This is a genomic window from Cytobacillus sp. MT66, assembly GCF_058792595.1.
Window position 1 is genome coordinate 162,773 of sequence record NZ_JBXAFB010000008.1, and the last position, 22,773, is coordinate 185,545.

A 22,773-nucleotide genomic window follows, 5' to 3' on the forward strand; every position below is an offset into this window, starting at 1 on the left:
AAAGAATTGAAACAAAAAGGGATAGATTTATGCAACCATAAAGCTATCCCTTTCTTTTTTAAAAACATTCTCATTCTAAATCGCAACTTTTATCATTAGAAGGTACACTTCGCATATATCCTTTTTTTGCATGGAAAAAGGTGATATGTGTACTGACGGTCATTTCTTCGATAATTTCTGTAAGGATATTTGTTATGGCTAAAGCCGCAAATTTGTTTACAATTAATCTTTGTGGTTCAGATGCAGCTAATTCAGTACATGATAACTCACTTGGTCTTAATCCATCTTCATCTGTTAATATATCTGGAAATACCTCTGCAACCGGAGCTTGTTTAAACAAGTTTAAATTTACTCCCGTTACCACTTGGCCGCTCCATCCACTATTCTTATAAGCCTCAATCTCTTTTTCATTCCATTCATTTTTAGGTCTAGTTCTCCAGTCTGAAGGAACCTGAATATTTTCATTTCCGGCATCAATATATATGCATGTTTTCATATTAGAAAAAAGCTCATGCATAATACGACGAGTAAAATTATTATCAACAGAACCTATAAGAATGGGAAGTAAGAGAGTTCTATGCATATCCACTCCAGAACTCATATATTCGGTCGAGAACAAGCTCTTTAAGTGATCGATAGATTCTATATATGAATCGCTATAAACACCTATATCAAGCCCATATGCAGCCGAATAACGACTTGCAAGTACATCAGCTTTTTTTAATCCAACTTCTTGTGGTAAAAACAATTGATTTCCTAAATTTTTCTCCTCTATCACGTCAGGATCTGCAATTACATATGCCGAAGATATCCCTGATGTTCCTAGAAGTTGCCCAATATGTTGGACTAGATAGCCTCCTGTCCCACCCGTGCCTATTTGGCAAATAAACGGGAAAATTCGCTCATAGTCATACCAATCTTGTTTACCTGCAGTTAATATACTAATTGTCATTAGAAACCCACCTCGATTACATTAGTATCAAAGTTATTTGGCAATTCCAAGAATGGGTATTCAAAAGCATGTTCTATTGGTAACTTCAGGTGACCTTTTTCCTCAGAAATAAACTTTCTTAAAAAGAGTTGAGGAAAGAATTCATTAACTCTACCCACTATTGCATAATACATCCCCGGAACCCGTTCTGAATTGTTATCCTGTTCAGATGGGTAAGGGGACATGAAATGATGCGAGTGAATTTCTAAAATCTTAGCAGCATCTACAAATTTCTCAGCAATATTTTGTGAGTCCTCAATAACTTCTGCCCAATATGAATTAACTGTCTGTTTAGGGAAGTCTAATAAGAATTTTTCCTGTTTAAAATGATAATAGAGATCCGCATGGACCTCCAAATAAAACTCTCCATATAATCGAGCAACAGAAATAAAATCTTTTAAAATATTAAAAGGAATTTTAGGAAATGGAAAAGCGTCATCTATTGATGACGCCTCCATACAATTTCCTTTTTTCTTTGCCTTCATTGTTGGAACAATGATGTTTTTGGCTTTTAGGAAAACCATTTCTGTATGGTCTTTTACAAGCTCGGGAAAATCCTTTTCCATTCGTTTTCGCAGCATTTCTGGCTCTAATGGCTTACGTTCAGTCTCCCCATCTCTTTTCTTGATGAGTAAACCTTCTACGATTTCCTCTGGAGTAAAATAAGATGTAATTTCAAAAGATTCTCCATAATAACGGATAACTGTTTCTTCATTTACATCAAATTTTTCGGGCTCCGTCTTTTTTCCATCATTCTTCTCTGCCTTTTTTGAATTAGCTTCATTAGCTTTTTGACGAATTTCTTCCATTTTCGTTTTGCGTTCCTCTTCTGCTTTCTTCTTTCGTTCTGCTTCCTCTAACTTTCTCTTGTCTTCCTTCTCATCAATTAATCCGAACATAGAGAAAATATCCGTTTGAATATTGTTAGTCATAATTACCTCTCCTAAAAAGTTTATTTATTTTAATTAAATAACTCACTGTACTTTTTATTTAATGGCATTAGCCAATCATCATTAAAGGGTTGGTCTTTGATAACCTCAATTAATTTTTGAAATCGGCCAATACCCAATGTTGTTCTCACACCATGATCTTCATTAAATGGAGCAGCAACAAACCATCTGAAAGCTCTTTCCAATTCAATAAGCGAGCTTAATTCTAGTCGTTCATTTTGCCCCCAGCAGACAATTCCATTTGATTTTCCTACATTCGGATAAGGAAAAACATAAATGTCTGTATCATCTGTAATAGGTTGATTATTATTTAACACCGCATAGATTCGCATTTCCTTAATCACTTTTTTATCTGAGTTATTCGCAACAAGATATTGAACAATCATTCTTGGGAAACCAATACTAAAGTAATCATGTTCTTTATCCCCATAGCGAATTTCCCATTGTTTTTGTGGGATCTCTATCGTTACACGTTCCCTTGATTTGGATCCATTTGCTGAATAGCGTATCGTTCCGAAAGGTAGAGGAGGTGTACTATTCTCATTACTCCAAATATCGTCTGCATCCAGTAAATTTTCGGGCTCCTTGTCTAAGGCTTGTTTTAAGCTCTCAGTACTTAAATAATACGGGCCCCGTCTAACACCACTGTCATTAATTGAATAAGCAACAACTGGATAGACGCTATTCTCTGGACAATCCGAAATTTCAAACTGCCACTTCATTCGTTAAATCCTCCTTGTTTCTATTCCCTTGTTGAAGAACCTGGACTAAAAAAGCAAAGACGTCGGTCCAGTCTATAGCACCGTCTTCCTCGTCATATTCGATGACAATCCCTTTTTCAATCGAGTGGATTTCAGCATATCCTGTATACCAGTCGCTTATTGTATATCCACCGATATAGGAATCTTCGAATAGGGGAATACGATCATCTAGAATAACAACTAGGCCTTTATATTCATCTTGACTCTCTTGGTTTGCTAGCTTTAACCAATAATTCTTTATTTCTATTACCTCGTCATCATCATCATAGGGGGCAATAAAATCGCTTTGTTCAAAAAGATTAGTAATTGCTGTTGCAAATAAACCCCATGATAGGTCAAAACCATAAAATTCATTAGGTATATAGCTATGAAAGACATTCATATCAACTCCCGCTCTATGAGCTACCTTTAGAAGAAGAATGTTGTTTAATATCTCTTTGCATGCATATACATCATCCATTGTCTCCATGAAAAACACCTCACAAAAAAGAGAATGGAGAAGGTGGTCTAAATTTTTCTATATTCTCCATTTCGAAAATTTTACTTCTCAGCGCAATCATGCGAGTGTATGGATGGTTAGGATCTAAAGAGATCTCTCCATCCGTATTTTCATTTGTTATAGACTCATCTAATAAAGTATAGATATCTATCACATCATCTTCATCGAATGCTTCAAAGTTAATTTGGTGGATGGGTAAACAATTGATTAACACCATAAGAATATAATTTGTGGAATGATGTTTGTTCACAATCTCCATTTTCTGTGACTCAATTTGTTTATTAAAATACTCAAAGTCAAAATTCATATTTCTCTCCTCAGTGAAACGTGAAAACCAAATCACGCTCATCATTTTAATTATTGTTACTAAACCATACGGACCGGCAGCACAAGTTGTAATTCAGACGGATTTTCTTCGACAGGTCTAATAACAAATGGTCTCATGTTCCCGTTAAATCCAATGGATATGCTAGTTGATTCCATGGTTTTAAGAGCTTCCGACACAAACTTTGCTGAAAAACTTATTACAAAGTTTTCATCTCCATCATAGGATTCGAAGGCAATCTGACGTGAGCCCTTGGACAGGTCCTCTACCGCTATAATTTCAACGAATAATCCATCTACCTTTAGCCTTACAAACATCATTTTTTGTCATGAGCATTAAGAGTTCTAATGATTCCTGAAATTCTTTTTTATTTAAGACTAAATTGGAATCAAACTCTTGAGGAATTAATCGCGACGTGTCCGGATACGCACCTTCTAGTAACCGAGAGTAAAAGATGGTATTTCGGTTGGCAAAAGCGACATTAACATCCGAAGGAAACAATATAACATCACTTGATAAGTCAAAAGATTTTACTGCATTAACTAACGTTTTAGCAGGTACAGTAATGTTAATATCTCCTAGAAACGATCCGGATTTTACTTGGGCTAAACGATGACTATCTGTGGAAGAGAATACATTTCCATTCTCACTAAAAGTCATATTCACGCCTTGTAAAATCGGTCGAACCTCAGATGTGGCTACAGCAAATGCTGTTTTACTGACTATTTCACCAAATTCTTTCCCAGAGAATGTGATTGGCTGAGAGCCTTGTTCCATAGCAATCTTTGGGTACTCTGTTGGATCCATTGTAGAAAATTCAAGTTTTGTTTTTTCCTGAGTAATGTTTAAAAGATGTCCCTCTGTTTCAAAGCTGATTAATCCCTTTAGTTTCTTTACAACGTCAAGACAATCTTTAGAAAAAACCGAAGCCCCTTCTTTTTCTATAATGGCTGCGCCATCTTCAACAGGGATGCGATGAATAATGCTTTCGGTTCCATCGCTAGCAGTTAGTAAAATACAATTCTCTTTAGCTTCGAATAATACCCCTGACAATATAGGTATTGAGCTTTTTGCTTTTAAAACTCTATCAATTTTGGCCATAGCCTCTTGTACTATTTCGCTTGATAATAAAAATTTCATAATTTTTTCTCCTCTCATGGCTATTAGAAATAGCTGATTGTTTAGTAATTAAAAAACACGATAAAAACAGTAAGAATAAAATCTACTGATTTCATCGTGTTCACTCTACTTAAACCGCACGTTTCCCATAATCTTCGCGTACAAGCTTAAGTGTTTCTTCACAAATCTCACTCGTCATCCTGAAATAAAGATACTGAATGCTCTCTATTTTAATTTTCAAGGTGATTTGAGAATAATAGGTCATTTCTCTCTCACCCATACCGTAATTCCTACATTCGGAAACATACTTGTGTACAGGCTCCAGGACATAATACAATTTTTTCAAATCCTCAACTTTTGCTTTTTCTAAAGGAACCGTTGACCCGCTCGCTCTTTTTAATAACTCTGGAACATAATTAATCGGAACGTGAAGTGCTTGTAATATTCCTTTAACATACTGTAGAGCACTTTTTTGCTGTTCCGCCTGATTAGGCTCTTGGGTTGGTTGTCCTTGTTGCTGACTAGGCTTTTGATGTTTTTGTTGTTTTCCCTGGCCAGTCTGTTTATCAACGTTTTGCGGTTTTTGTTTCTGATACTCAGCTGGCAATGCCCAACTAGGTAGAGGAGGGGTGTCAAAATATCCTTTTAATTGCTGTTGTTGACCGGATATTTTAAAATTTCCAAAAACCCTATGCTCTCCTTGTTGCTTCAATTCAACCCAAAAAGAGGGAAGGTCATACAAATATCTTCCGATTCCCCATTGAACTCCTGCCCGCTTTAAGGCATTTGAATGTCCACCTTTAACACTTTCAAAATCACTAATTTCGGCTGCATCAGTTCTCGTAATCCACTCATCACCAATTTTGATCGATAGGCGGCATTGAAAAGCCTCTTTGTTTCCAACGAGAATTTTTTCAAAATCTGATTGCCAGAACGCACCGCAGACTTCATCAAGTCGGGCCATTACAGCTCGTGATTCAATGTAAGGTAAAACTAATAGGCGTGTCCCATTCTGTCCTCTTGCTGCACTTTGGACTCTCCATTCAATATCTTTTGGAGCAAAGGGAACAGCTAAATCCTCCAATAGTTCTTTACTACTGACGCTACAATTTGTATTCGTCACTCTTAGCACCCTTTCTCAAAGTTTTTTTGATTATTCTTAGTCAAGAAAACGCAAAAAAGCCTTTGAGCATGTTTGGTCGGCATAGTATATCACTATGTTTCTCAAACAGCCCAAAGGCTTATTTTTGTTATCACCGCAGACACGATGTGTCGCCTAAAATAAAAAAAGAATAATCTACTTAAAGTATAGCTGAAGTTATTTGTAAATGGAAGAAAATCTTCTCATTAATGGGATTACTATGGTATAGTGAACATATATTTATAATCTCATATTTAAAGCAAGCACTGCTCATACTCAGTCCATTTTTTTATGGATAGGTATGGGCTTTTTTATTTTTTTGAAAGGAGAAAAGAATTTGATCACAAAATTATCAGATATACAAATAGAAAATGATGCGGATCGGGTTGTGCTCTTAATACGAAAGTTGGGAATTCGGCAGTATCAATTTGCGCAAGAAATCGGTTATTCACCGGGATATGTAGAAAGTGTCATTAACGGGTGGGCTCCTTTTTCTAAGACATTTCGTGACCGTATTAATCTGTACCTAAAGAAGCAAATAAAGGGGTTGTGATTAAATGGGTAAGGAATGCATTGTCTTTCTAACAAAAAGACCAGCCTACTTGAAAAAGGAAGAAATCGAAGAGTGGTTATCAAATATTAACTTGAATGTTTCTTTTGTAAATACGATTCAAGAATATATTGATTGGTTTAAGAAATACTCCTTTGAAGATCTCACGCTGTTTTTATTCGATGGAGAAGAACCGTTTTTAAAATTACAAAAGAAAAATCTAAAACATGCACTTATTTTATGGATTTCACCTGATTCTCGATATGTAGTGTCAGATGAATTTACTGTTTGCGAGCTTAAAACATACGAAGAATTGATTGAGTGTTTGAAGGGAAATTATTCAAATTTTCAACTGTTTATAGATAGAATAATAAAGCCAAAGAATGAAAGTAAAAAGGATAAGAAAGAAGGTGAACTTCAAAAAAGTGAATTAGGGGAGAAAAATCAAAATACTGTAAAAACAGATAAACAAAATATAGAAGGAAACGGAAAAAATATACAAATTAAACAAGAATCAGTTAATATTCCGCCTTCCCCAGCTATTCATGAGTTAAATATCGGGAAATCCATTGATTTACAAAATGGTGCATCTCCTCAGGTTAAACCTAAGCAACCGAATGAAATTGTTCAGAGTGAAACGAAAACTAATGAATTAGATAGAGAATCACTTAAAAATCATTCAATTAAGTATCAAGAAAATCCGTATTACATTCGGTCAAGAAATTTACAAAAGCAAATCTTTTCCAGACAAAAATGGGATAGTCATAAAATGATTGGTGTATGGTCCCCCCTTCATCGAATTGGGGTAACTACCTTCACTGTAAATTTTTCTTTCCACCTAGCGAAAAACCGTATTTATACTGCTGTATTAGAGGGATTAACTGAACAAAAGGCTTTAATAGATTGGTTGAAACAGTATACTAAAGTTCCTGAAAATTGGACTAGTTACGCAAAGGCTATTCAATTAGATGGTATAACCGAAAATACGGATTGGACATTTCATAATGTGAAATTTTTACCCTTAGACCATGATGATTCAAAGTTTGTCTGGGATACCATGTCTTTAGAGTCATATATGACTACCACTAAAATTATTGATGTTACCCTTGTTGATTTGCCAACGGGAAAGATGTCTACATATACCCTGGACACCCTTCATTTTTTAGATGAGCTTTGGATAATTGCAGATGATGCATATCAAGAGATGCTGAGCTGGGAAGGATATATTCAAGTTCTAAGAAAACAGTACAACCTCCCGTTATTTATGGTCTTTAATAAAACATTTTCTTTTTCACAAGCAAAGCGATTAGCAAAAACATTAGATTTACCTCTCCTTACAAAAGTACCGGCATTGCACGAAGAAGTCATGAGAAACTACTATGAATCTATACCACTCTATTTTATCGAATCTGTATCTGATAAGTTAGAACAGCCTTTTACCGATTTAACTAAACATTTATTTGGGGAGGATTTTACACCTAATCCCTATTTTGAGGAAAAAAAACCATGGTGGACCAAATTGTTAAAAATATTGAAGGTTTAAGATACACATGATAGGCTATTAATAGTGATAATTTTTTTATTATTTTTGCGGCGTATTTCGCCTGCGGTGATTAATAAAGCGGTCTCTTAGACTATGTGTGAATGTCCTTTTACGGATAAACAACAGTGTCTGGGGCCGCTTTTTTTGTTTATTAAAAAAGGAGGTGCAGATAAGTGGATATTAAAAAGGTCAAAAAAGCACTCATGACAGGGAAATTACGTTTGTCAGATCACGCGAGATTTCGTATGGACAAACGTGGGTATACGAAGCGGGATATTATTTCTTGCATTATGAGTGGAGAAAAGGTAGAAACACAGATTAAACGGCAGAAAGTACGGATTGTAATTGAAGGACTAGATACGGATCAACTGCCGATTGCAGCAGTAATTGGGAGGGATATGGCGGAGGACCATTTTGTGGTAATTACAGTGATGCCTCCATTAAGTAAAAAATTCACAAGGGTGATTTAACAAAATCATAAGAGGGGGGATAAAATGTCCAATTTACGCAGAACACGTTTAAAAGGGTGGTTTGAATACTATCGAGAAACGTGCCCAATCTGTCAAAAAAGAGGCGGATGCATGATTAATGAAAAAGGGGATACCGTCGTATGTATCAGAATGGAAAGTGAAGTGCAATTTTCTAAAAGCTTTCCTTCTTGGGTACATTCGTTAACACAAGACCAAATCAGAGAACCAGTGGATTTATCTAATCAAGAGTTTATTGAAGGTAATCCTAAAGAAAACTCTGAAGTCCTAGACTATGTATATAGGACCTTATTAGACTGCATTGTATTATCGGATGCACATTATGACCATCTTACAAGTCCATCTCGGCAAATGTCTGATAAAGAAATATATACAAGACAATACCGTTCCTTTCCAGTAAAGCCCTGGAACACCGTTAATGAATTACATCAAATGTTAGGAATGGCTGATTTTAAAGGAGTACCAGGACTTTTTGAGAACGAATACAGCTGGTCGATTTCGGGAAGAGAAGGTATCCTTATTCCCTATAGAAATCAATACAACCAAATTATCGGATTTCAAACAAGAATTGATAATCCTCCACCTGATTTAGAAATTAATCCAGGGTCGATTAAAGGGTTAAAAGCCCGGATAAAGGACTATCCCCTTGTTCAAATCCTAGTGAATGAAGAAGTTATTGATGAGGTAGAAATTCCTTTAGGTAGAACCCATTCGGTTTTCAATGATGGTGGTTATGGGTTTGTGAAGATGGTGAAAGGAAAAAGATATTTTTGGCTATCCTCAGCAAATAAGAAAAATGGAACAGGCGCAGGGAATCCGTTACCTGTTCATGTGGCTTTGCCAACTAAAGAACTTGAGTTGTGGGAAAAAGGGAAAACTCATAAAGCTTCTTCAGTATGGATTACCGAGGGAGCTTTAAAAGCTGATATTGCAGCTGAACATATTGCAAAGGTTTATACTGAAAAGGAATTAAAGGAGATAGGAAGTACCATTTTGGCCATTCCTGGTGTAAACACATGGCGAAGTGTTATTCCATTATTAAAAACAATGGAAACTAATCTTATAAATATTGCATTTGATATGGATGCGATGGAAAATCCTAAAGTAGCTTTTCACTTAAAACAATTAGCTTTAGAGTTGAAAAATAATGGATTTACAGCAAACGTTGTTTTATGGAATCCGGAAGACGGCAAGGGAATTGACGATGTTTTAATAAATCGTCGATCACCGACTTTAAAGCGTCTATTTTAAAATTTTATAACATTAGGGTAGCTATTCGGCTATCCTTTTTTTATTGCATTTACCAATGAAATGATATAATTGGGTAACTTAGTTAACTGGTTAACCTATTGATAAATAAGTTTTTTTAGGTTAACAAGGTAAAAATGATGATTGAAAACAGCGGAGAATCAGCGAAAGAATGGTTTGAGAAGGCAGTCGCTATTTGCGAATTCCAATCCATTAAAATTTATATTAAGGACCATGCTGCCAAAGAAATATCGGGGATCAACTGGAACAAAAAGAATCGATCATAGGCCAATATCAAGAAAAAGCAAAATCAGCGAAAATATGAATGGTATCAAATGGAAATAAGAGAGAAGATGATTAAAAGGAAAGGAGTGGTATAGGTGAATAATCTCAACAATGAAATCGATCAGTTTCATGTTATTTATGCCATTAGGATTGTGGCTTCCAGGGAAAATCATTATCCAGATCAAATTAGTTCCTTGGATTCCACAGAGGAACACTACACTAGTATTGGGTATCCAACTAGAGACACGATTTTAAGATTATCGCAATCAGCAGTAATCAACCTTATGGAAAAATATAGTTTTAGGGAAACATTACATTTGGGGATTGTTAAAGAGAAACAGTTAGGAGAGGATTTTCCAGATCGTGGTGCTCAATTTGATTATTATAAAATAGAGAACACATTTGGGAATATTGAAGTCGAAGTATTTATAACATCAGCGCCATTAGTTAGCAGTAATGATGCAAGGACACTTACACCATACCTAACTGTTGAATGATTATAAAGATAAAGGTTATTCGGACAACTTTAATCCATGTTAAAGCAAGCAGGAATACCTTCACGAACAACATCGCCCAACAAAGGTAAAAAGGGAAATTTTATTTAAAGGATAGGATATCAGTGGGATCCCTTTTCCTACATGGTTACAGTCAGTAACCACTTAATACAAAAACCATTTTGCATTGCATTTTAAATAAAAAAAGCCGATGTTTTCAAGAAGCATCGGCTGTGATTTTATTTAGAAATACAATAAAAGGTTCCTGAAAATATGGAGACCCCACATGTTACTTAACCTTTACACTAACTAATTTAACCCCAGCTTTTTTGGCTTTTGCTGCAGCAGATTTAATGAGTTTTAAATCCTTTTCTTTATTTTTTTTCTTCATTTATTTTCATCCCTTCACCTATTTTCTTAGGCACATTATTAACAGTTTTATATAAAAATATACAAATATAAGTTCTAAAGCTTGTCCTTCCCCACTATATATCTATTACGAGTGGAAAAGTGGAAAAATGACCATGAGATAAATTGAAAAATAGGGTAGGAGGGACGTATGTGAGCTATATTAATCCTCTATTTAATAATTCAGATATAACAAACAAAAAAACAATTTATGAAAAAGAGAAACAAGTAAAAAAGAGAACGCGAGTACAAAGAAAAGATAAAACACACCCCACTAAATTCCCAGTTACTATACCTATGCAAATGAAATTAAAAAGCTATTGTAAGCAAGCTGCACGAATAAACAGGGATTTAGGAAAAGCTCCTTTGACTCAAACTAAATTTAATAACCAATTATTAAGGTTCGGCCTTCAACACGATAACATTCTGTGCTGGGATTTTGAATACACTGATACGAAAAGTTACATGCATACAAATATTCTTGAGTTAGAATACGAGGAAATCGGTGGACCGCATGGATATTCAGTTCGAAAAAGTATATCGGAACGTAAAACAGTATTTTTTATCATACAGTCCGTTTTAAAATGGTTGGAAGGAGAGGGATCGCTTGAAAAGGTCTTATAGTGGTTTGAATATCCTCCAAGACAAAATATTTGGCTTTACAGAACCAAAAGGGTTTATTCGACAGTTATTTTCAAACCGTAAGTATATTACAGCTGTAATCCCATATTATGATTATTTAAGAGGAAAGGTATTTATTGATGACCTACGAGATAATTTTGAGGACGAGGTCCCCTTTGATTTCGATATAGCCTTTTTATTGTACATGCTATATGATGATTTTCTTACCCAAATAAAAAAGGGAGCTAAAACCGAACAAATTGCTACTTACTTAATAAATGGTAAAAGAAAATACTTCTCTAAAAAAGTCAAACAAAAGCGGATCATGAAACCTTTAACAACTCATGTATTCGAATTCGAAACAATTGAAGAAGAATATTCAGAAGATGATGATGAGAAAAAAGCCTATTTATCAATAAGAATGCGAGAATCAGAGATATTAAGGGGAGAAGTATTAATACATGATCTTGATATTCACCTAAAAGGGATGGATTTATCAGTGGAAGAGTTAATTGCAATCGTATATTTGGATTTTATAGAAAATGTAAAAAGAGAAGGGAATTCAATTAAAGTGCAACAATCCATTGTTGCCCATTTAAAACGTTTTTAATTGCCGGCCCCAGAGTCGGCAAACTTTTTATTAACATAATAGGGTGAAGGGGAAATTCCATAAAAATCACTTGCGGACTCTCTTACTTTTGATTATGATGGTAACAAGTAGCAAATAAAATTAAATAAAATGGAAATGGGAATACCCCACTCTGTACATGAATGCATTTTTTGTGCTGTTCATCGTGTATAGAGTGGGGTTTTTTCGTTTTAGAAAAACCCTTCAAACATGTATACATTTTTGGAGGTGCAGTACATGAAGAAATGGGCAAAAAGCCTAATCGGTACAATGGCAGCATTTATAGCTGTTATGGCCATGAATGTAAAGTCAGCAGCCGCTAGTAGTGCCAACGTATCAAATGCCCTTAAAGAATCTGGAATTAAAAACACCGGAGATATGAGTGGGATCTATGGCGATTTAAACAATGTAGTTTATTTCGTAATGGCCCTTGGCGGATTCTGGATTGTTGGCATGTTGGTATGGGGTGGAATGACACTTGCCGGAAGCGGTGGAAATCCACAAAAGCGAACAGAAGGATTTATTAAACTAAGTCTTGTTTTAGTCGGAGCTTATATTATTTTTAAAGCTTACGACATAGCTGGATGGGCAACAGGACTAGGAGGAAACAGTTAATCCTCTAGTACAGTCCCCCGGCATTATACAACATTCCGAAGAACACCTTCTTTCCTCAAAGTAAAAGAAGGTGTTTTTCTTTCAAATAGTTAGGAAGGGGATCAAAAAAAGTGAGAATTGAAAAAGTACCAATAGATATGTCTAGTGAACAAAAAGAAATATTAGGTATTCTTTCGAAACGTCAACTTACCTATCTAGCGGTAGGGGGGTTAATCCTTTATTCATATGTACCTGTTGTATTCAAGTTGTTTTCCGGAGCGGGATGGATCATAGGTGCTCTAATGGCATTATTTGCAGCCGCTCCCACGGTAGCAATTGTTTTATTTTTAGGTTTTACAAAAGTCCAAAAATATAACATGAATCGAGATTATTACTATTACATCCGGTTTCAAAGGAAAACACAATATGGCAGTTGGCGAAAAGGGGACTAGAACTATTAAGAAAGGGGAGAAAACGATTGAAAGATATAATTTTTTTATTAGTAGTAGGCTTAGTTATTTACATTATTTCTCGGATTATTTTAAAAGAGCCCATTCTTCCATGGTCTGAGAAAAAAAAGACTAATATCCCCTCAACGGTACCAGTCACCAAGAGGAAGTCAAAGAAAAATAAAAATGGTCAAAATCCATTAGATGTAGAGGAAGCTGCTCCATTTAAAGAGTTGTTTCCTCATGTTCAAACAATTGAAAACCACATGGTTCGTCATAATGACAATACCTTTACGATGATTGCGGAGGTCGAACCAGTTAATTATTTCTTACTTGATCAGACAGAGCAAGAAGGAATAGATGCAGTTTTTGAAACGTGGCTTGCTCAAATTACTTATCCCGTTCGGATATATCTTCAAAACCGTTTTATTGATTTAACGGATCCTATTCAGGATATCAGAAAAGTTATGGAGCAAGAAGACGATTTACATCCCCTTGCCTTTGAGTTTGGTCAGAATATGATTCGTGATTTAATGGCATGGCAGCTATCTCAACCGCGATACGAAACGAAACGATACTTACTTTTTGATTACAAGATTGAGCCAAAAGATATTAAAGCGGATGATGCTGAGGAGTTGGAAGAAAAAATTATTGATAAAGCGTTTAATGAATTATTTCGCCGTATTTCCACCGCAAAATCTCAATTACGAAAAGCGGATATGCACGTTCATATGTTAACCACTGACGGAATTGGTGAAGTTTTATATTACGCCTTTAATCGAAGAAAAGCGGTAAAAAACCGGTACAAAGATATAGAGGAACAAGAACAGCTAGCGCTTTATGTGACAGCTGATCAATCAGCATCTCACATTGTTAGAGTGAAGGGGGAATTAGAGAGTGTTCAAAACCAGGAAGCAAAAGAAACTCAAGCAAGTTAGAACCGAGGAAGAGGCACCCATTAATGAAGAGGCCCTTCCGATTAACATGAAACCTACTATATGGGATGTTATAGCACCGGAAGGAATCGCTATTCATAACATTTCAGATGACTATGGAATCATTAAACAATCCTTAGGAACAAAAACCTATTTCCGTCCGTTTTATGTTTCAAGAGATGGTTACCCCAGAAAAATGAAAACGAATTGGCTCTATTCATTGATTGCAAGTGGTGAAATAGATGTCATGTTCGATATTCATAAAATCGCTAAAAATGATGCCATTAGAATGTTACAAAAACAAAATACCATTTTAAAATCAAACCTTTCGTTTCAAACCCGAAGAGGAAATCAAGATTCAATATTAGATAACCAAACAAAAATCGCTGATACCGAAATTCTTATGGAAGAGATCCAATTCAGTGATAATGATTCTTATCATGTCGGAACTCTTGGCATTTTATATGCTGATAGTGAGCGGGAATTAGACAAATATAGTGAGTATATTGAGGATGAAATGAGCTCTTTGTTTTTTAAACTCGTCTCTACATGGGGACGAGTGAAAAAAGGATTACGGTCTATTACCCCACTTGCGCAAAATGAAATTAAAGATAGCTTACGTAATTTAGACCGACGCTCATTAACAACCTTTGCCCCTTTTATCTCAGGCAGCGGTAAGTTTAACGGCGGGATACCAATAGGAAAAAATAAAATTACTGGCCAAAAAGAATTCTACAATGCCTTCGGTACATATGAAAATCGACCGGATAACTATAATATGGCCATATTCGGGGTATCAGGTTCTGGTAAATCATTAGCCATGAAGCTATTATTGGCGAGGGAAACGACCGGCCTAGCTGTTTATTCACGATTGATTGATGTAGAAGGTGAATTTGTAAAAATTGTTAAACGCTTAGGCGGTGTTAGCCTAGACTTATCCGAAGAAAGTGAAATTCGAATAAATCCTCTAGCAATCAATGTATCAAATATCCCATTAGATGAGGATAAAGATGAAGAGTTAGAACTTTTAGATGACACCGATGAACGAGAAATTATTGAAAAGAATGGAAAGAAGTACATCTCCTTTGTTCCAATTAGAGAAAAAATTAATGAAGTTTTAGGCTTTTTCGATATTTTATGTCGTGGAAAAAATCAAGAGGATGAGGGCTTAAACGTATTTGAGCGAAATTATATTGAAGAAGCAATGAAACATCTTTATGCAGAATTTGGATACACCACTAACCCCGCTTCTATTTATGAAAATAAGGTTAAAGAAATCAATAAGAAAATTGTTCAATCAAAGGTAAGAAAACCTGAACCTACCCTAAGTGACGTATATAAATACCTGGTTGATCATTATAAAAACGAATACAATGCTGAGCGTTTAATCGCAGCTATTCGTCCTTTTTTAAGGGATGGTTCAAAGCCTATTTTTGACGGACAGACATACCTTGGGGATGATGCAGTTATTGATCTCCATACGGCAAGACTTGTAAATTTTAATATTTCACAAATGGAAGAAGGATTTCTTCGCCCAATTGCTTATCACGTCATTTTGAACTATGTTTGGGAATACTTTGTCAAAAATGTAGATAACGAGACTAAGAAAAAAATAGTTTATGCCGATGAATTTTGGACTTTGGTAGATTCAGAGCAAACAGTCTCATTTGCAGAGAAGGTTGCACGTCGTGCTCGAAAACGAAATGCAGGTTTACGGATAGCATCACAGGATTTCGTCCGTATCTTGGAATCAAAGAAGGCTAGGGGGGTCCTTCAAAACACTCATACCTTCTTCTTCTTAAAACAAAACAAAATTGATTTAAAGCATATTGAAGAAAATTTTGACTTGTCTCAAGGCGAAATAAACACGTTATTCCAAAACCCAGATAAAGGAGAAGGAATCTTACGTGTAGGCCGCTCCTCCGTTTGGATTCAAACCGATCCATCAAAAGATGAACTTGTCTTTATTGAAAGTAATAACGCTGTTCTGGAGGAACATCGCAAACGTCAAAACTTCAATCAGCAAGCCTACTATTAACATTTAAGAAGGGGGAGGCTCTGTGTGTTTGAAATTGTTTCGGAAAAATTGATATCCATATTTGAAGATATCATTCAGTTTATTTTTAAAAGTTTAATAGAACCCTTTTTAGGACTTTCACAATTAAAGGATTTGGTTTTTGGACGAGTAAAGGATGGGGAATTGGTTTGGGGTAGCTTCTACCCCTCGGATTTAACTGACGCATTAAACCCGTTATTTTATAGTATGACCGTCTTAGCTGGATTTGTAATTGTAGCTATGATTGTTATATCAGGAATACGAGTATCGGGAGCTCCGTTGAATCCTAGCCGTCGTAATGAAATGTTAGAGTTCTTTAAAGACTTATTAATTGTGGGCATCGTTCTTGTTAATCTTCCCACCATTTATGACTTATTGTTTTCCATTAATCAGGGTGTCGTAGGAATGTTTAGCGGTGCTTATGAAAGCAATTTAGATAGTTTACAAGAGGAACGTTCAGAAGAGGAATCGGGTGTCATAGGATATATATTTATACAATTAATCCTTTTGGGTCTATCCTTATGGGCCAATTTTTATTATCTCATGAGAAAGGTGACGCTCCTTATTTTAATGGGGATGGGCCCGTTAATGATGGCTTTTTGGATGCACCCTCAATTTAAATCCTTAACAGGAGCTTGGTTCAGAGAACTGATTGGCTCCATATTTGTCCAAGCAATCCATGCTTTTGTATTTTGGACTGTTGCTGTTATTTCCGCAACAAGCAATGGATTTGTTGAAACTGTTATTGTCTACCTTATCTTCATACCAATTTCGGAATCAGTACGACGATTATTGAATATCGGGGGAGATATGCAAGGGGGTCTAGCTAAGGCTGGCTCAATGCTAGGAATGGCAGGGCTGGCAGGGATGTATGGTTCAATAAAGGGCGCGTTAGATGGTAAAAGCGTAATGGGGGCCTTACGTGAAGGCTATAACGGAATAAAAAATGGTAAAGGAGCAACAGCATCTAGCACCCCTGGGAATAATGAATTAAAGAGTACATTAGGGGCAAATGCGGGTAGTGATGATGGATCTACGCCTGTTTCAGAAAAAATGCTTAAAGCAGGAGACATAATGGGCAAAGCAGGTAAAGCTGTTTTTGGAATGGCCGGTTCAGTTGCAGGTTCACCTCTTGGTCCCGTTGGTGCTATGGCGGGGGCAACAGGAGGATTAGCAGCCGGTGGTGTTATTGGTGGAGTAGTTGGACGGGCAGGTATGGCTGGATTGCAAGGATTAGCAACCAGGCATAAAAAAGGTAAAGAGGCCCTTGAGTCGTTACCTTTTAAAAATAATAAAGGCTTTGAAGAAAATTTCGCCAGTGAAGTAGCTGATCGAGAAACAGCAAGTTGGGCAGATGAAAATAGACAATCAATCATAGCTGGGTTACGTGAAAGATTCCCAGATGCAACAGATAAAGAATTAGACTCCCACTTTAACCAAATAAAAGAAAATAAACGAGCAGGTTTCTACCAAGATGCAAAATCAAAATTTACCCAAGCTAAATCCAAGGATGGAACGCGGGTCAGTGGGAATCAACTAGTTGCTGCGTCATCCGAAGCTATGGCTAATAGATGGGCGGATGAAAATCAAGCGGCATTTTTTGCAAACTATGAAAAAGAATACCCGCAAAAAGAAGGAGAAAGTTCATCAGACTTTGCGGGAAGAAGAATGAATGCATTTAAAAGCAAAAAAGCGGAGATGAAAAATGCTTTTGCGGAAGCAGGGAATCGCATAGTATCTGCCAATGCGATTGATAGAAATGAACCGATAGATAAAAATACATTTACTGCACAATTAGGAAATGCTGTTCAAAAAATTCCTGGTATTCAAAATACCCGTTCGCTCATAGACGTAGGAAATTCCGCTATTTCCAAATTAAAAGAAAAAAACGTAATAAGTGGTAATCAGCTGGTAGCTACATCGACTGAAGCCATGGCCAATAAATGGGCCGATAAAAACCAGGCTTCATTCTTTGCTAATTATGACCGGGAAAATCCACAAATGGTCGGTGAAAGTCAAACAGCTTATGCAGATCGAAGAATGCAGGCATTTAATAACAAAAAAGGTGAAATAAAAAATGCTTTTGCGGAAGCGGGCCAGCGGATAGTATCGGCTAATTCATTTGGTGAAGGTCTGGTTGATAGGGATGTTTTTGAGAGGGAGTTAGGTACTGCTGTTCAAAATGTACCTGGAATCCAAAACACAGGTCCATTGGTTGCCGCAGGAACATCCGCTATATCTAAATTAATGGGGAAAAATCTAACCAGTGGTAATCAATTAGTTTCAGTTACATCTGAAGCTATGGCCAACAAATGGGCAGATGAAAACCGATCAGCATTTTTCACGAATTATGACCGTACCAATCCTCAGATGCCTGGTGAAAGCCAAACAGATTATACAACTCGTAGAATGGCAGCTTTTAATAATAAAAAAGGTGAAATGAGAAATGCATTTGCTCAGGCTGGACAACGGATAGTGTCTGTAAATGCCATTGATAGCAATGGGACCATTGACAAGAATGTTTTTGCAAGACAACTGGAAGACACTGTTCAAAGTATACCAGGTATAAGTAGTGCACAATCCATAATTAGTGCCGGAGGTCAGGCAGTTTCACATATTCAAGGTGAAAATGTTCTATTAGGGAGCGGGAAGCCAAATTCCTTATATTTGAGTAGCCAAATAGCTAGTGCAAAAACAGCACAAATGAAACAACAATTTATAAATGAACAAGTCGCTAATGGAATTGATAAGCCCGTTGCACAACAAATGTGGACAGAAAGACTTCCTCAGGTACATGCTGAAAACCTAGCTATGTATAGACAAAGTGCAGATATAGCAAGTAACCAATTGTTATCCAATGGATGGGAAGGCGTTGCTCATCGTGTAAGTCAAGCAGGGGAAGCAGCAGTCCGCTATTCAATGGGAGCTTCAGGAATTACTGGAGCAATCCAAACTGGGCGAGTATTTTCAAACGCTATAAGGGAAGGGACCGATGCTGCACAGTCATCCTTCGTCGTCGCAACAGATCATGGACAAGCAGGGATTGTTCAACACATAAAAGGTGTCCAACATGCTGCAACAAGTGGATTCTCGGGTGCGATGAACTATGTTGTCGATCAGGCCGGGGGAGCAGTTGAAGCGCAATCAAAATATCAAAATACCACTGGATATGTAGCAGGCATGTTATTCGGGGCAAAAGGATATCAGGTTGGAAAAAGTATAGCTAATCGATTTTCGCCAATGCAACAGCAAGTACAAAAAGAAATTTATTCACCTTCAGAAGTTATTCAAATGGCCAAAACAACTACCGACGATTACGGTAATACTTTAATTGCTCCAGGAGCGATACGTCAGGTAATTACTCCCAACGAGTCATATATCGAAGTACAAACCAAGAGCGGGGAGATACAAACAGTTTCTCGTAAAGGGGCTGGGCATAGCGGGCTTCGCAGAGGTGACGTTGTATATCAAGATTTAGCTGTTCAGGGTGATTCATTAGTTATGTCTGCACCCAAGGGCTTAGACTCCACTACCTATCGTTTAGACAGCGGTGGCGGCCGCGTAGCTTCTTCCATAAAAGTTGAAAGCAATCCTAATGAATTATTGGGTAGCCCAAAAATAAGTTCACAGCATAGTGCTCTCCAACGAGTTCAGGTACCAATGTATAGTCAATCAGTAGATAGTGGTCAATTTTATATTGATGATTTAAGATCCCAAGGGCTAGAAAACGTCCAGGTTGTTATTGAGAAGGATCGTCAATTTGTAACTGCCCAAAAAGAAGGAATGACTTATCGTGTATCTCCGATATTTGCTGGGGATACAAAATTAGATAATAACCAATCCGTTCGAATACCGGTTACTGTAAAGAATAACAAGTTGGTACCAGACTCAACTCCTAATTCAAATGTAGCTGTTCAATCACATGTAGAAACAATTAATAAGATTTATGAGCCGGTAAATAGGGCAGAAACACCTTATTATTCTTCAAAGACCGTTGAAACGCTAATGGTTTCAAGGCAAGCACTTCGGGCTCAGAGAGGATTGGATAAGCGAAAGGCACTAGATGAAGTGCGAAGGAAGCAAGGATTGTTGGGGTGATGCATTATGTATGATGATCATAATGAACAAGCCCAACAAGAATCAATTGCCAAGAAGCAAGCAAAAAAACTATTAAGAAATAAAGCAGCTGCCCTTCTAAAAAAGGGTGGGAAAATTGCAGTAAAAGTAGCTATAAAAGCTGCTTTTGCTGTTACAAAATCCATTATTAGTCTATTAAGTGCCATCGGGTGGCCATATGTATTAATACTTGGTGGCGTACTACTTTCGCTTTTTATAATTTATTTAGGAACAGCAATGCTATTTGCAAATGATGAAGATTCACTAACCCCTGAAGGGAAAGAATTAAGAAGGCATATAATTGCTGTTGCGGATTCAACAGTTGACATGTCAAGACCTGAGCAAGTTCCGTATCGGGTACCTCATGAATTAATTATGTCAGCTCTTCAAATTTACGATTCAACTAAGCATGGGAAAACAGAAAAAGAAGCTGCGACTATAATGGGGAAGGCTTTAGCTCCAATATTTACTTATAAAGAATTAGAAGGGCATATTGAAACAGAAACAACTACTTGTGTAGATGGTTCGTGTAGCACCTCTGTGACCAAAACTCCATTCATCCTGAATTTATTAGAACATGTTGAAGCTTGGGATCGGGTCATGCAGGCCACATTTACCCCATTTACAACGGATTGGGTCACTTCGACTAGTTCAAGGACAAGCTATGAAACAAGAGAATATATAGATGAAAAAGGGGAGGTCCAATATGAATCCTATCCAGTCACCACCACAACAACCGTAAAAACAAGAGCACATACCTTTATTCCTAATGAGGTAGTAACGGAAGATTACACCTATTTTGACCGTGTATTATCCGCTCCTCCATTTGATTATGGGCAAAATGATAGATTTATGGTTGAAGCTATCTATCAAGCTACGGGAGGCGAAATTCGCTATAAAGAGTGGCTAACGGGTGCTTCAATGGATGGATTTAATGGGACTGTTACTCCAGGTTCAAGTGTTCCTATGGAGTTCATGCAGTATTATTTAGAAGCAGAGAAAATATATAAGGTAGATTGGTATTTTATTGCGGCCATTCATTTTGTGGAAACCGGTTTTTCAACACATCCCACAATGATATCAAGCGTTGGGGCAGAGGGTCATATGCAATTCATGCCATGTACTTGGTTAGGGTGGAGCTACCCAGCCTGTAAAGGTACTAATGGATATGCGCCAATTCCAGAATCTATCAAGTACAATCCCTTGGAGGTGAAGAAATACGGTGGTTATGGAATTGACGCCGATGGGAACGGTAAGGCGTCACCATGGGATCCTAAAGATGCTATTTTTGCTGCAGCATCCTATTTAAATAAAAATGGTTTTTCAAAAAATGTTGATCAGGCTATACGTGCCTATAACCATGCGGATTGGTATGTCCGAAGAGTTAAGGAAGCTGCCGAACGATTTAGGAATGAAGCCTCCTATACACCGGATTCGGGATCTATTCCTCCGCTCCAACCTGGTTCATTTATGCGACCTGCTGTTGGACCAAAATCATCAGGATTCGGTTATCGTTCTTTAGGAGGGGGGTCCTTCCATGCTGGTGTAGACATATCAGGTCAGGGACAGACCAATATCCCTATTGTTGCATCTGCAGATGGTGTCGTTTCAAAAGTAAATACTGGATGTCCGCCAAATGGTTTCTATGGGAACAAATGTGGGGGTGAATTTGGTAACTATGTATTTATTAAACACACTCTTAATGGACAAACCTATGAAACCGTTTATGCCCATATGAGAAAAGTGGGAGTCGCACTTAATCAGCCAGTGAAGCAAGGGCAGCTTTTAGGTATTATGGGCACCAGTGGTAGTTCAACTGGGATTCACCTTCATTTTGAGATACACAAAGGCCACAAACAAGGAAGTAAAAATGTATTGAATCCCGAGTTATTTATTTCTTTTTAAAGGGGAGTTAAAGTGAACATATCCAAAACAAATTTGATACTCATTTCCCTAACTCTTCTCATTTTCTTGGTAGTAGCTTTCTTACTCTTCTTTTTTGTAGAGGAAAATATTAAACTCTCGAATTCAACTACTATAGAAAAAGATGTTCTTAATGAAGTGAAAAATTTAAAATCGGAAGAGTTAAAGGTGCGGGAATTTGTTGAACGAAACCTTCACGAACCAGTACTTAATAGTGAAATTAGTGTTAATTGGAATGAAGGGAACCCAAAGGAATTTCCAATGCAATTGTTATATACCAGCCTTGTCGAAAAAGATATTGATCTTCTAACAAGCGCCTTTACTGGTGAAGCCCTACAGGATTTATGGGAAGCGGGTCAATCGTATAATCAAAGGGTGGCTATACTTGAAGATTTTATTCATTTACTTTCAAGGGAAGGAACGCTTAATCGTTTTTCTTATAAATTCGAGAAAGATCAATTTAAGATTGAAAGTAATAAGGGAGAATTCCGGTTAGAATATACTGATAAAACATTAGTGAAAATCCCTTTTGAGTTGCAAAAGAATCAAAATGAAGAAGGGGAGGGAGAGTATTACCAAATAAAAACGTCTTTATCCGAAATTCAAAAGATCATTATCGCTAGTAATTAAAGAAAAATCCCTGCTTCAA

Annotated in this window: 23 protein-coding genes; 15 read left to right on the forward strand and 8 right to left on the reverse strand. The window is 36.8% G+C overall.

Annotated elements, in window-relative coordinates; translation table 11 throughout:
• Positions 1 to 70: 70 nt before the first annotated feature.
• From AC1Q59_RS15775 to AC1Q59_RS15810, 8 genes are all read right to left on the reverse strand, one after another.
• Positions 71 to 952, reverse strand: a complete 882-nt coding sequence (locus AC1Q59_RS15775; RefSeq protein ID WP_492366806.1) for a ubiquitin-activating E1 family protein — start codon at positions 950 to 952, stop codon at positions 71 to 73.
• Positions 952 to 1,923 (reverse strand): cell envelope integrity TolA family protein, encoded by a 972-nt coding sequence (locus AC1Q59_RS15780; RefSeq protein WP_492366807.1) that lies wholly within the window; start codon positions 1,921 to 1,923, stop codon positions 952 to 954. The genes AC1Q59_RS15775 and AC1Q59_RS15780 overlap by 1 nt, the downstream gene beginning before the upstream one ends.
• A gap of 29 nt (positions 1,924 to 1,952) precedes the next feature.
• Positions 1,953 to 2,663, reverse strand: a complete 711-nt coding sequence (locus AC1Q59_RS15785; protein ID WP_492366808.1) for a hypothetical protein — start codon at positions 2,661 to 2,663, stop codon at positions 1,953 to 1,955.
• Positions 2,647 to 3,171 carry a hypothetical protein gene (locus AC1Q59_RS15790; RefSeq protein ID WP_492366809.1) on the reverse strand — a complete coding sequence of 175 codons (525 nt, stop codon included), beginning with the start codon at positions 3,169 to 3,171 and terminating at the stop codon, positions 2,647 to 2,649. Before AC1Q59_RS15790 ends, AC1Q59_RS15785 begins: the two co-directional genes overlap by 17 nt.
• A gap of 10 nt (positions 3,172 to 3,181) precedes the next feature.
• Positions 3,182 to 3,508 carry a hypothetical protein gene (locus tag AC1Q59_RS15795; RefSeq protein WP_492366810.1) on the reverse strand — a complete coding sequence of 109 codons (327 nt, stop codon included), beginning with the start codon at positions 3,506 to 3,508 and terminating at the stop codon, positions 3,182 to 3,184.
• A 59-nt stretch (positions 3,509 to 3,567) separates the two neighbouring features.
• Entirely contained in the window at positions 3,568 to 3,846 is a 279-nt protein-coding gene (locus AC1Q59_RS15800) for a hypothetical protein (RefSeq protein WP_492366811.1), read from the reverse strand.
• Complete coding sequence (dnaN, locus tag AC1Q59_RS15805) at positions 3,806 to 4,666, reverse strand: DNA polymerase III subunit beta (RefSeq protein WP_492366812.1); 861 nt, start codon at positions 4,664 to 4,666, stop codon at positions 3,806 to 3,808. Before dnaN ends, AC1Q59_RS15800 begins: the two co-directional genes overlap by 41 nt.
• A gap of 109 nt (positions 4,667 to 4,775) precedes the next feature.
• Positions 4,776 to 5,768, reverse strand: coding sequence for a Rad52/Rad22 family DNA repair protein (locus AC1Q59_RS15810; RefSeq protein WP_492366813.1), 993 nt, complete (start codon positions 5,766 to 5,768; stop codon positions 4,776 to 4,778).
• A 355-nt stretch (positions 5,769 to 6,123) separates the two neighbouring features.
• Here AC1Q59_RS15810 and AC1Q59_RS15815 point away from each other — a divergent pair, with 355 nt between their 5' ends.
• The 15 genes from AC1Q59_RS15815 (at position 6,124) to AC1Q59_RS15885 (ending at position 22,754) form a co-directional block, all read left to right on the forward strand.
• The gene (locus AC1Q59_RS15815; RefSeq protein WP_492366814.1) at positions 6,124 to 6,339 is read left to right on the forward strand and encodes a hypothetical protein; all 216 of its coding nucleotides are present in this window, start codon (positions 6,124 to 6,126) and stop codon (positions 6,337 to 6,339) included.
• Between the two features lie 4 nt (positions 6,340 to 6,343).
• Positions 6,344 to 7,879, forward strand: coding sequence for a hypothetical protein (locus tag AC1Q59_RS15820; protein ID WP_492366815.1), 1,536 nt, complete (start codon positions 6,344 to 6,346; stop codon positions 7,877 to 7,879).
• Positions 7,880 to 8,052: 173 nt separating this feature from the next.
• Positions 8,053 to 8,349 carry a DUF4258 domain-containing protein gene (locus tag AC1Q59_RS15825; RefSeq protein ID WP_492366816.1) on the forward strand — a complete coding sequence of 99 codons (297 nt, stop codon included), beginning with the start codon at positions 8,053 to 8,055 and terminating at the stop codon, positions 8,347 to 8,349.
• A 24-nt stretch (positions 8,350 to 8,373) separates the two neighbouring features.
• Positions 8,374 to 9,618, forward strand: a complete 1,245-nt coding sequence (locus AC1Q59_RS15830; protein ID WP_492366817.1) for a DUF3854 domain-containing protein — start codon at positions 8,374 to 8,376, stop codon at positions 9,616 to 9,618.
• A 134-nt stretch (positions 9,619 to 9,752) separates the two neighbouring features.
• Positions 9,753 to 9,902: a hypothetical protein gene (locus AC1Q59_RS15835; protein WP_492366818.1), complete on the forward strand. Its 150-nt coding sequence runs from the start codon at positions 9,753 to 9,755 to the stop codon at positions 9,900 to 9,902.
• A gap of 93 nt (positions 9,903 to 9,995) precedes the next feature.
• Entirely contained in the window at positions 9,996 to 10,397 is a 402-nt protein-coding gene (locus tag AC1Q59_RS15840) for a hypothetical protein (RefSeq protein WP_492366819.1), read from the forward strand.
• A gap of 558 nt (positions 10,398 to 10,955) precedes the next feature.
• Entirely contained in the window at positions 10,956 to 11,426 is a 471-nt protein-coding gene (locus AC1Q59_RS15845; RefSeq protein WP_492366820.1) for a hypothetical protein, read from the forward strand.
• On the forward strand, positions 11,410 to 12,033 hold the full coding sequence (locus tag AC1Q59_RS15850; RefSeq protein WP_492366821.1) for a hypothetical protein: 624 nt from the start codon (positions 11,410 to 11,412) through the stop codon (positions 12,031 to 12,033). The genes AC1Q59_RS15845 and AC1Q59_RS15850 overlap by 17 nt, the downstream gene beginning before the upstream one ends.
• A 255-nt stretch (positions 12,034 to 12,288) precedes the next feature.
• Complete coding sequence (locus AC1Q59_RS15855; RefSeq protein WP_492366822.1) at positions 12,289 to 12,666, forward strand: pilin; 378 nt, start codon at positions 12,289 to 12,291, stop codon at positions 12,664 to 12,666.
• Positions 12,667 to 12,776: 110 nt separating this feature from the next.
• The gene (locus AC1Q59_RS15860; protein ID WP_492366823.1) at positions 12,777 to 13,097 is read left to right on the forward strand and encodes a PrgI family protein; all 321 of its coding nucleotides are present in this window, start codon (positions 12,777 to 12,779) and stop codon (positions 13,095 to 13,097) included.
• Positions 13,098 to 13,123: 26 nt separating this feature from the next.
• On the forward strand, positions 13,124 to 14,032 hold the full coding sequence (locus tag AC1Q59_RS15865) for a hypothetical protein (RefSeq protein ID WP_492366824.1): 909 nt from the start codon (positions 13,124 to 13,126) through the stop codon (positions 14,030 to 14,032).
• A 46-nt stretch (positions 14,033 to 14,078) separates the two neighbouring features.
• Positions 14,079 to 16,067, forward strand: a complete 1,989-nt coding sequence (locus AC1Q59_RS15870) for a VirB4 family type IV secretion system protein (RefSeq protein WP_492366884.1) — start codon at positions 14,079 to 14,081, stop codon at positions 16,065 to 16,067.
• Positions 16,068 to 16,091: 24 nt separating this feature from the next.
• Positions 16,092 to 20,183, forward strand: a complete 4,092-nt coding sequence (locus AC1Q59_RS15875; RefSeq protein ID WP_492366825.1) for a TrbL/VirB6 family protein — start codon at positions 16,092 to 16,094, stop codon at positions 20,181 to 20,183.
• A 6-nt stretch (positions 20,184 to 20,189) separates the two neighbouring features.
• Positions 20,190 to 22,106: a peptidoglycan DD-metalloendopeptidase family protein gene (locus tag AC1Q59_RS15880; RefSeq protein WP_492366826.1), complete on the forward strand. Its 1,917-nt coding sequence runs from the start codon at positions 20,190 to 20,192 to the stop codon at positions 22,104 to 22,106.
• 12 nt (positions 22,107 to 22,118) lie between these two features.
• A complete protein-coding gene (locus AC1Q59_RS15885) occupies positions 22,119 to 22,754 on the forward strand; it encodes a hypothetical protein (protein ID WP_492366827.1) in 636 nt (211 codons plus the stop codon).
• The last annotated feature ends 19 nt before the right edge of the window (positions 22,755 to 22,773 follow it).

Coding starts and splice junctions, on each gene's coding strand:
- AC1Q59_RS15870 (WP_492366884.1), top strand. CDS start 14,079: ATGAAACCTACTATATGGGATGTTATAGCACCGGAAGGAATCGCTATT.
- AC1Q59_RS15800 (WP_492366811.1), bottom strand. CDS start 3,846: ATGATGTTTGTAAGGCTAAAGGTAGATGGATTATTCGTTGAAATTATA.
- dnaN (WP_492366812.1), bottom strand. CDS start 4,666: ATGAAATTTTTATTATCAAGCGAAATAGTACAAGAGGCTATGGCCAAA.
- AC1Q59_RS15775 (WP_492366806.1), bottom strand. CDS start 952: ATGACAATTAGTATATTAACTGCAGGTAAACAAGATTGGTATGACTAT.
- AC1Q59_RS15820 (WP_492366815.1), top strand. CDS start 6,344: ATGGGTAAGGAATGCATTGTCTTTCTAACAAAAAGACCAGCCTACTTG.
- AC1Q59_RS15795 (WP_492366810.1), bottom strand. CDS start 3,508: ATGAATTTTGACTTTGAGTATTTTAATAAACAAATTGAGTCACAGAAA.
- AC1Q59_RS15780 (WP_492366807.1), bottom strand. CDS start 1,923: ATGACTAACAATATTCAAACGGATATTTTCTCTATGTTCGGATTAATT.
- AC1Q59_RS15785 (WP_492366808.1), bottom strand. CDS start 2,663: ATGAAGTGGCAGTTTGAAATTTCGGATTGTCCAGAGAATAGCGTCTAT.
- AC1Q59_RS15855 (WP_492366822.1), top strand. CDS start 12,289: ATGAAGAAATGGGCAAAAAGCCTAATCGGTACAATGGCAGCATTTATA.
- AC1Q59_RS15790 (WP_492366809.1), bottom strand. CDS start 3,171: ATGGAGACAATGGATGATGTATATGCATGCAAAGAGATATTAAACAAC.
- AC1Q59_RS15835 (WP_492366818.1), top strand. CDS start 9,753: ATGATGATTGAAAACAGCGGAGAATCAGCGAAAGAATGGTTTGAGAAG.
- AC1Q59_RS15880 (WP_492366826.1), top strand. CDS start 20,190: ATGTATGATGATCATAATGAACAAGCCCAACAAGAATCAATTGCCAAG.
- AC1Q59_RS15830 (WP_492366817.1), top strand. CDS start 8,374: ATGTCCAATTTACGCAGAACACGTTTAAAAGGGTGGTTTGAATACTAT.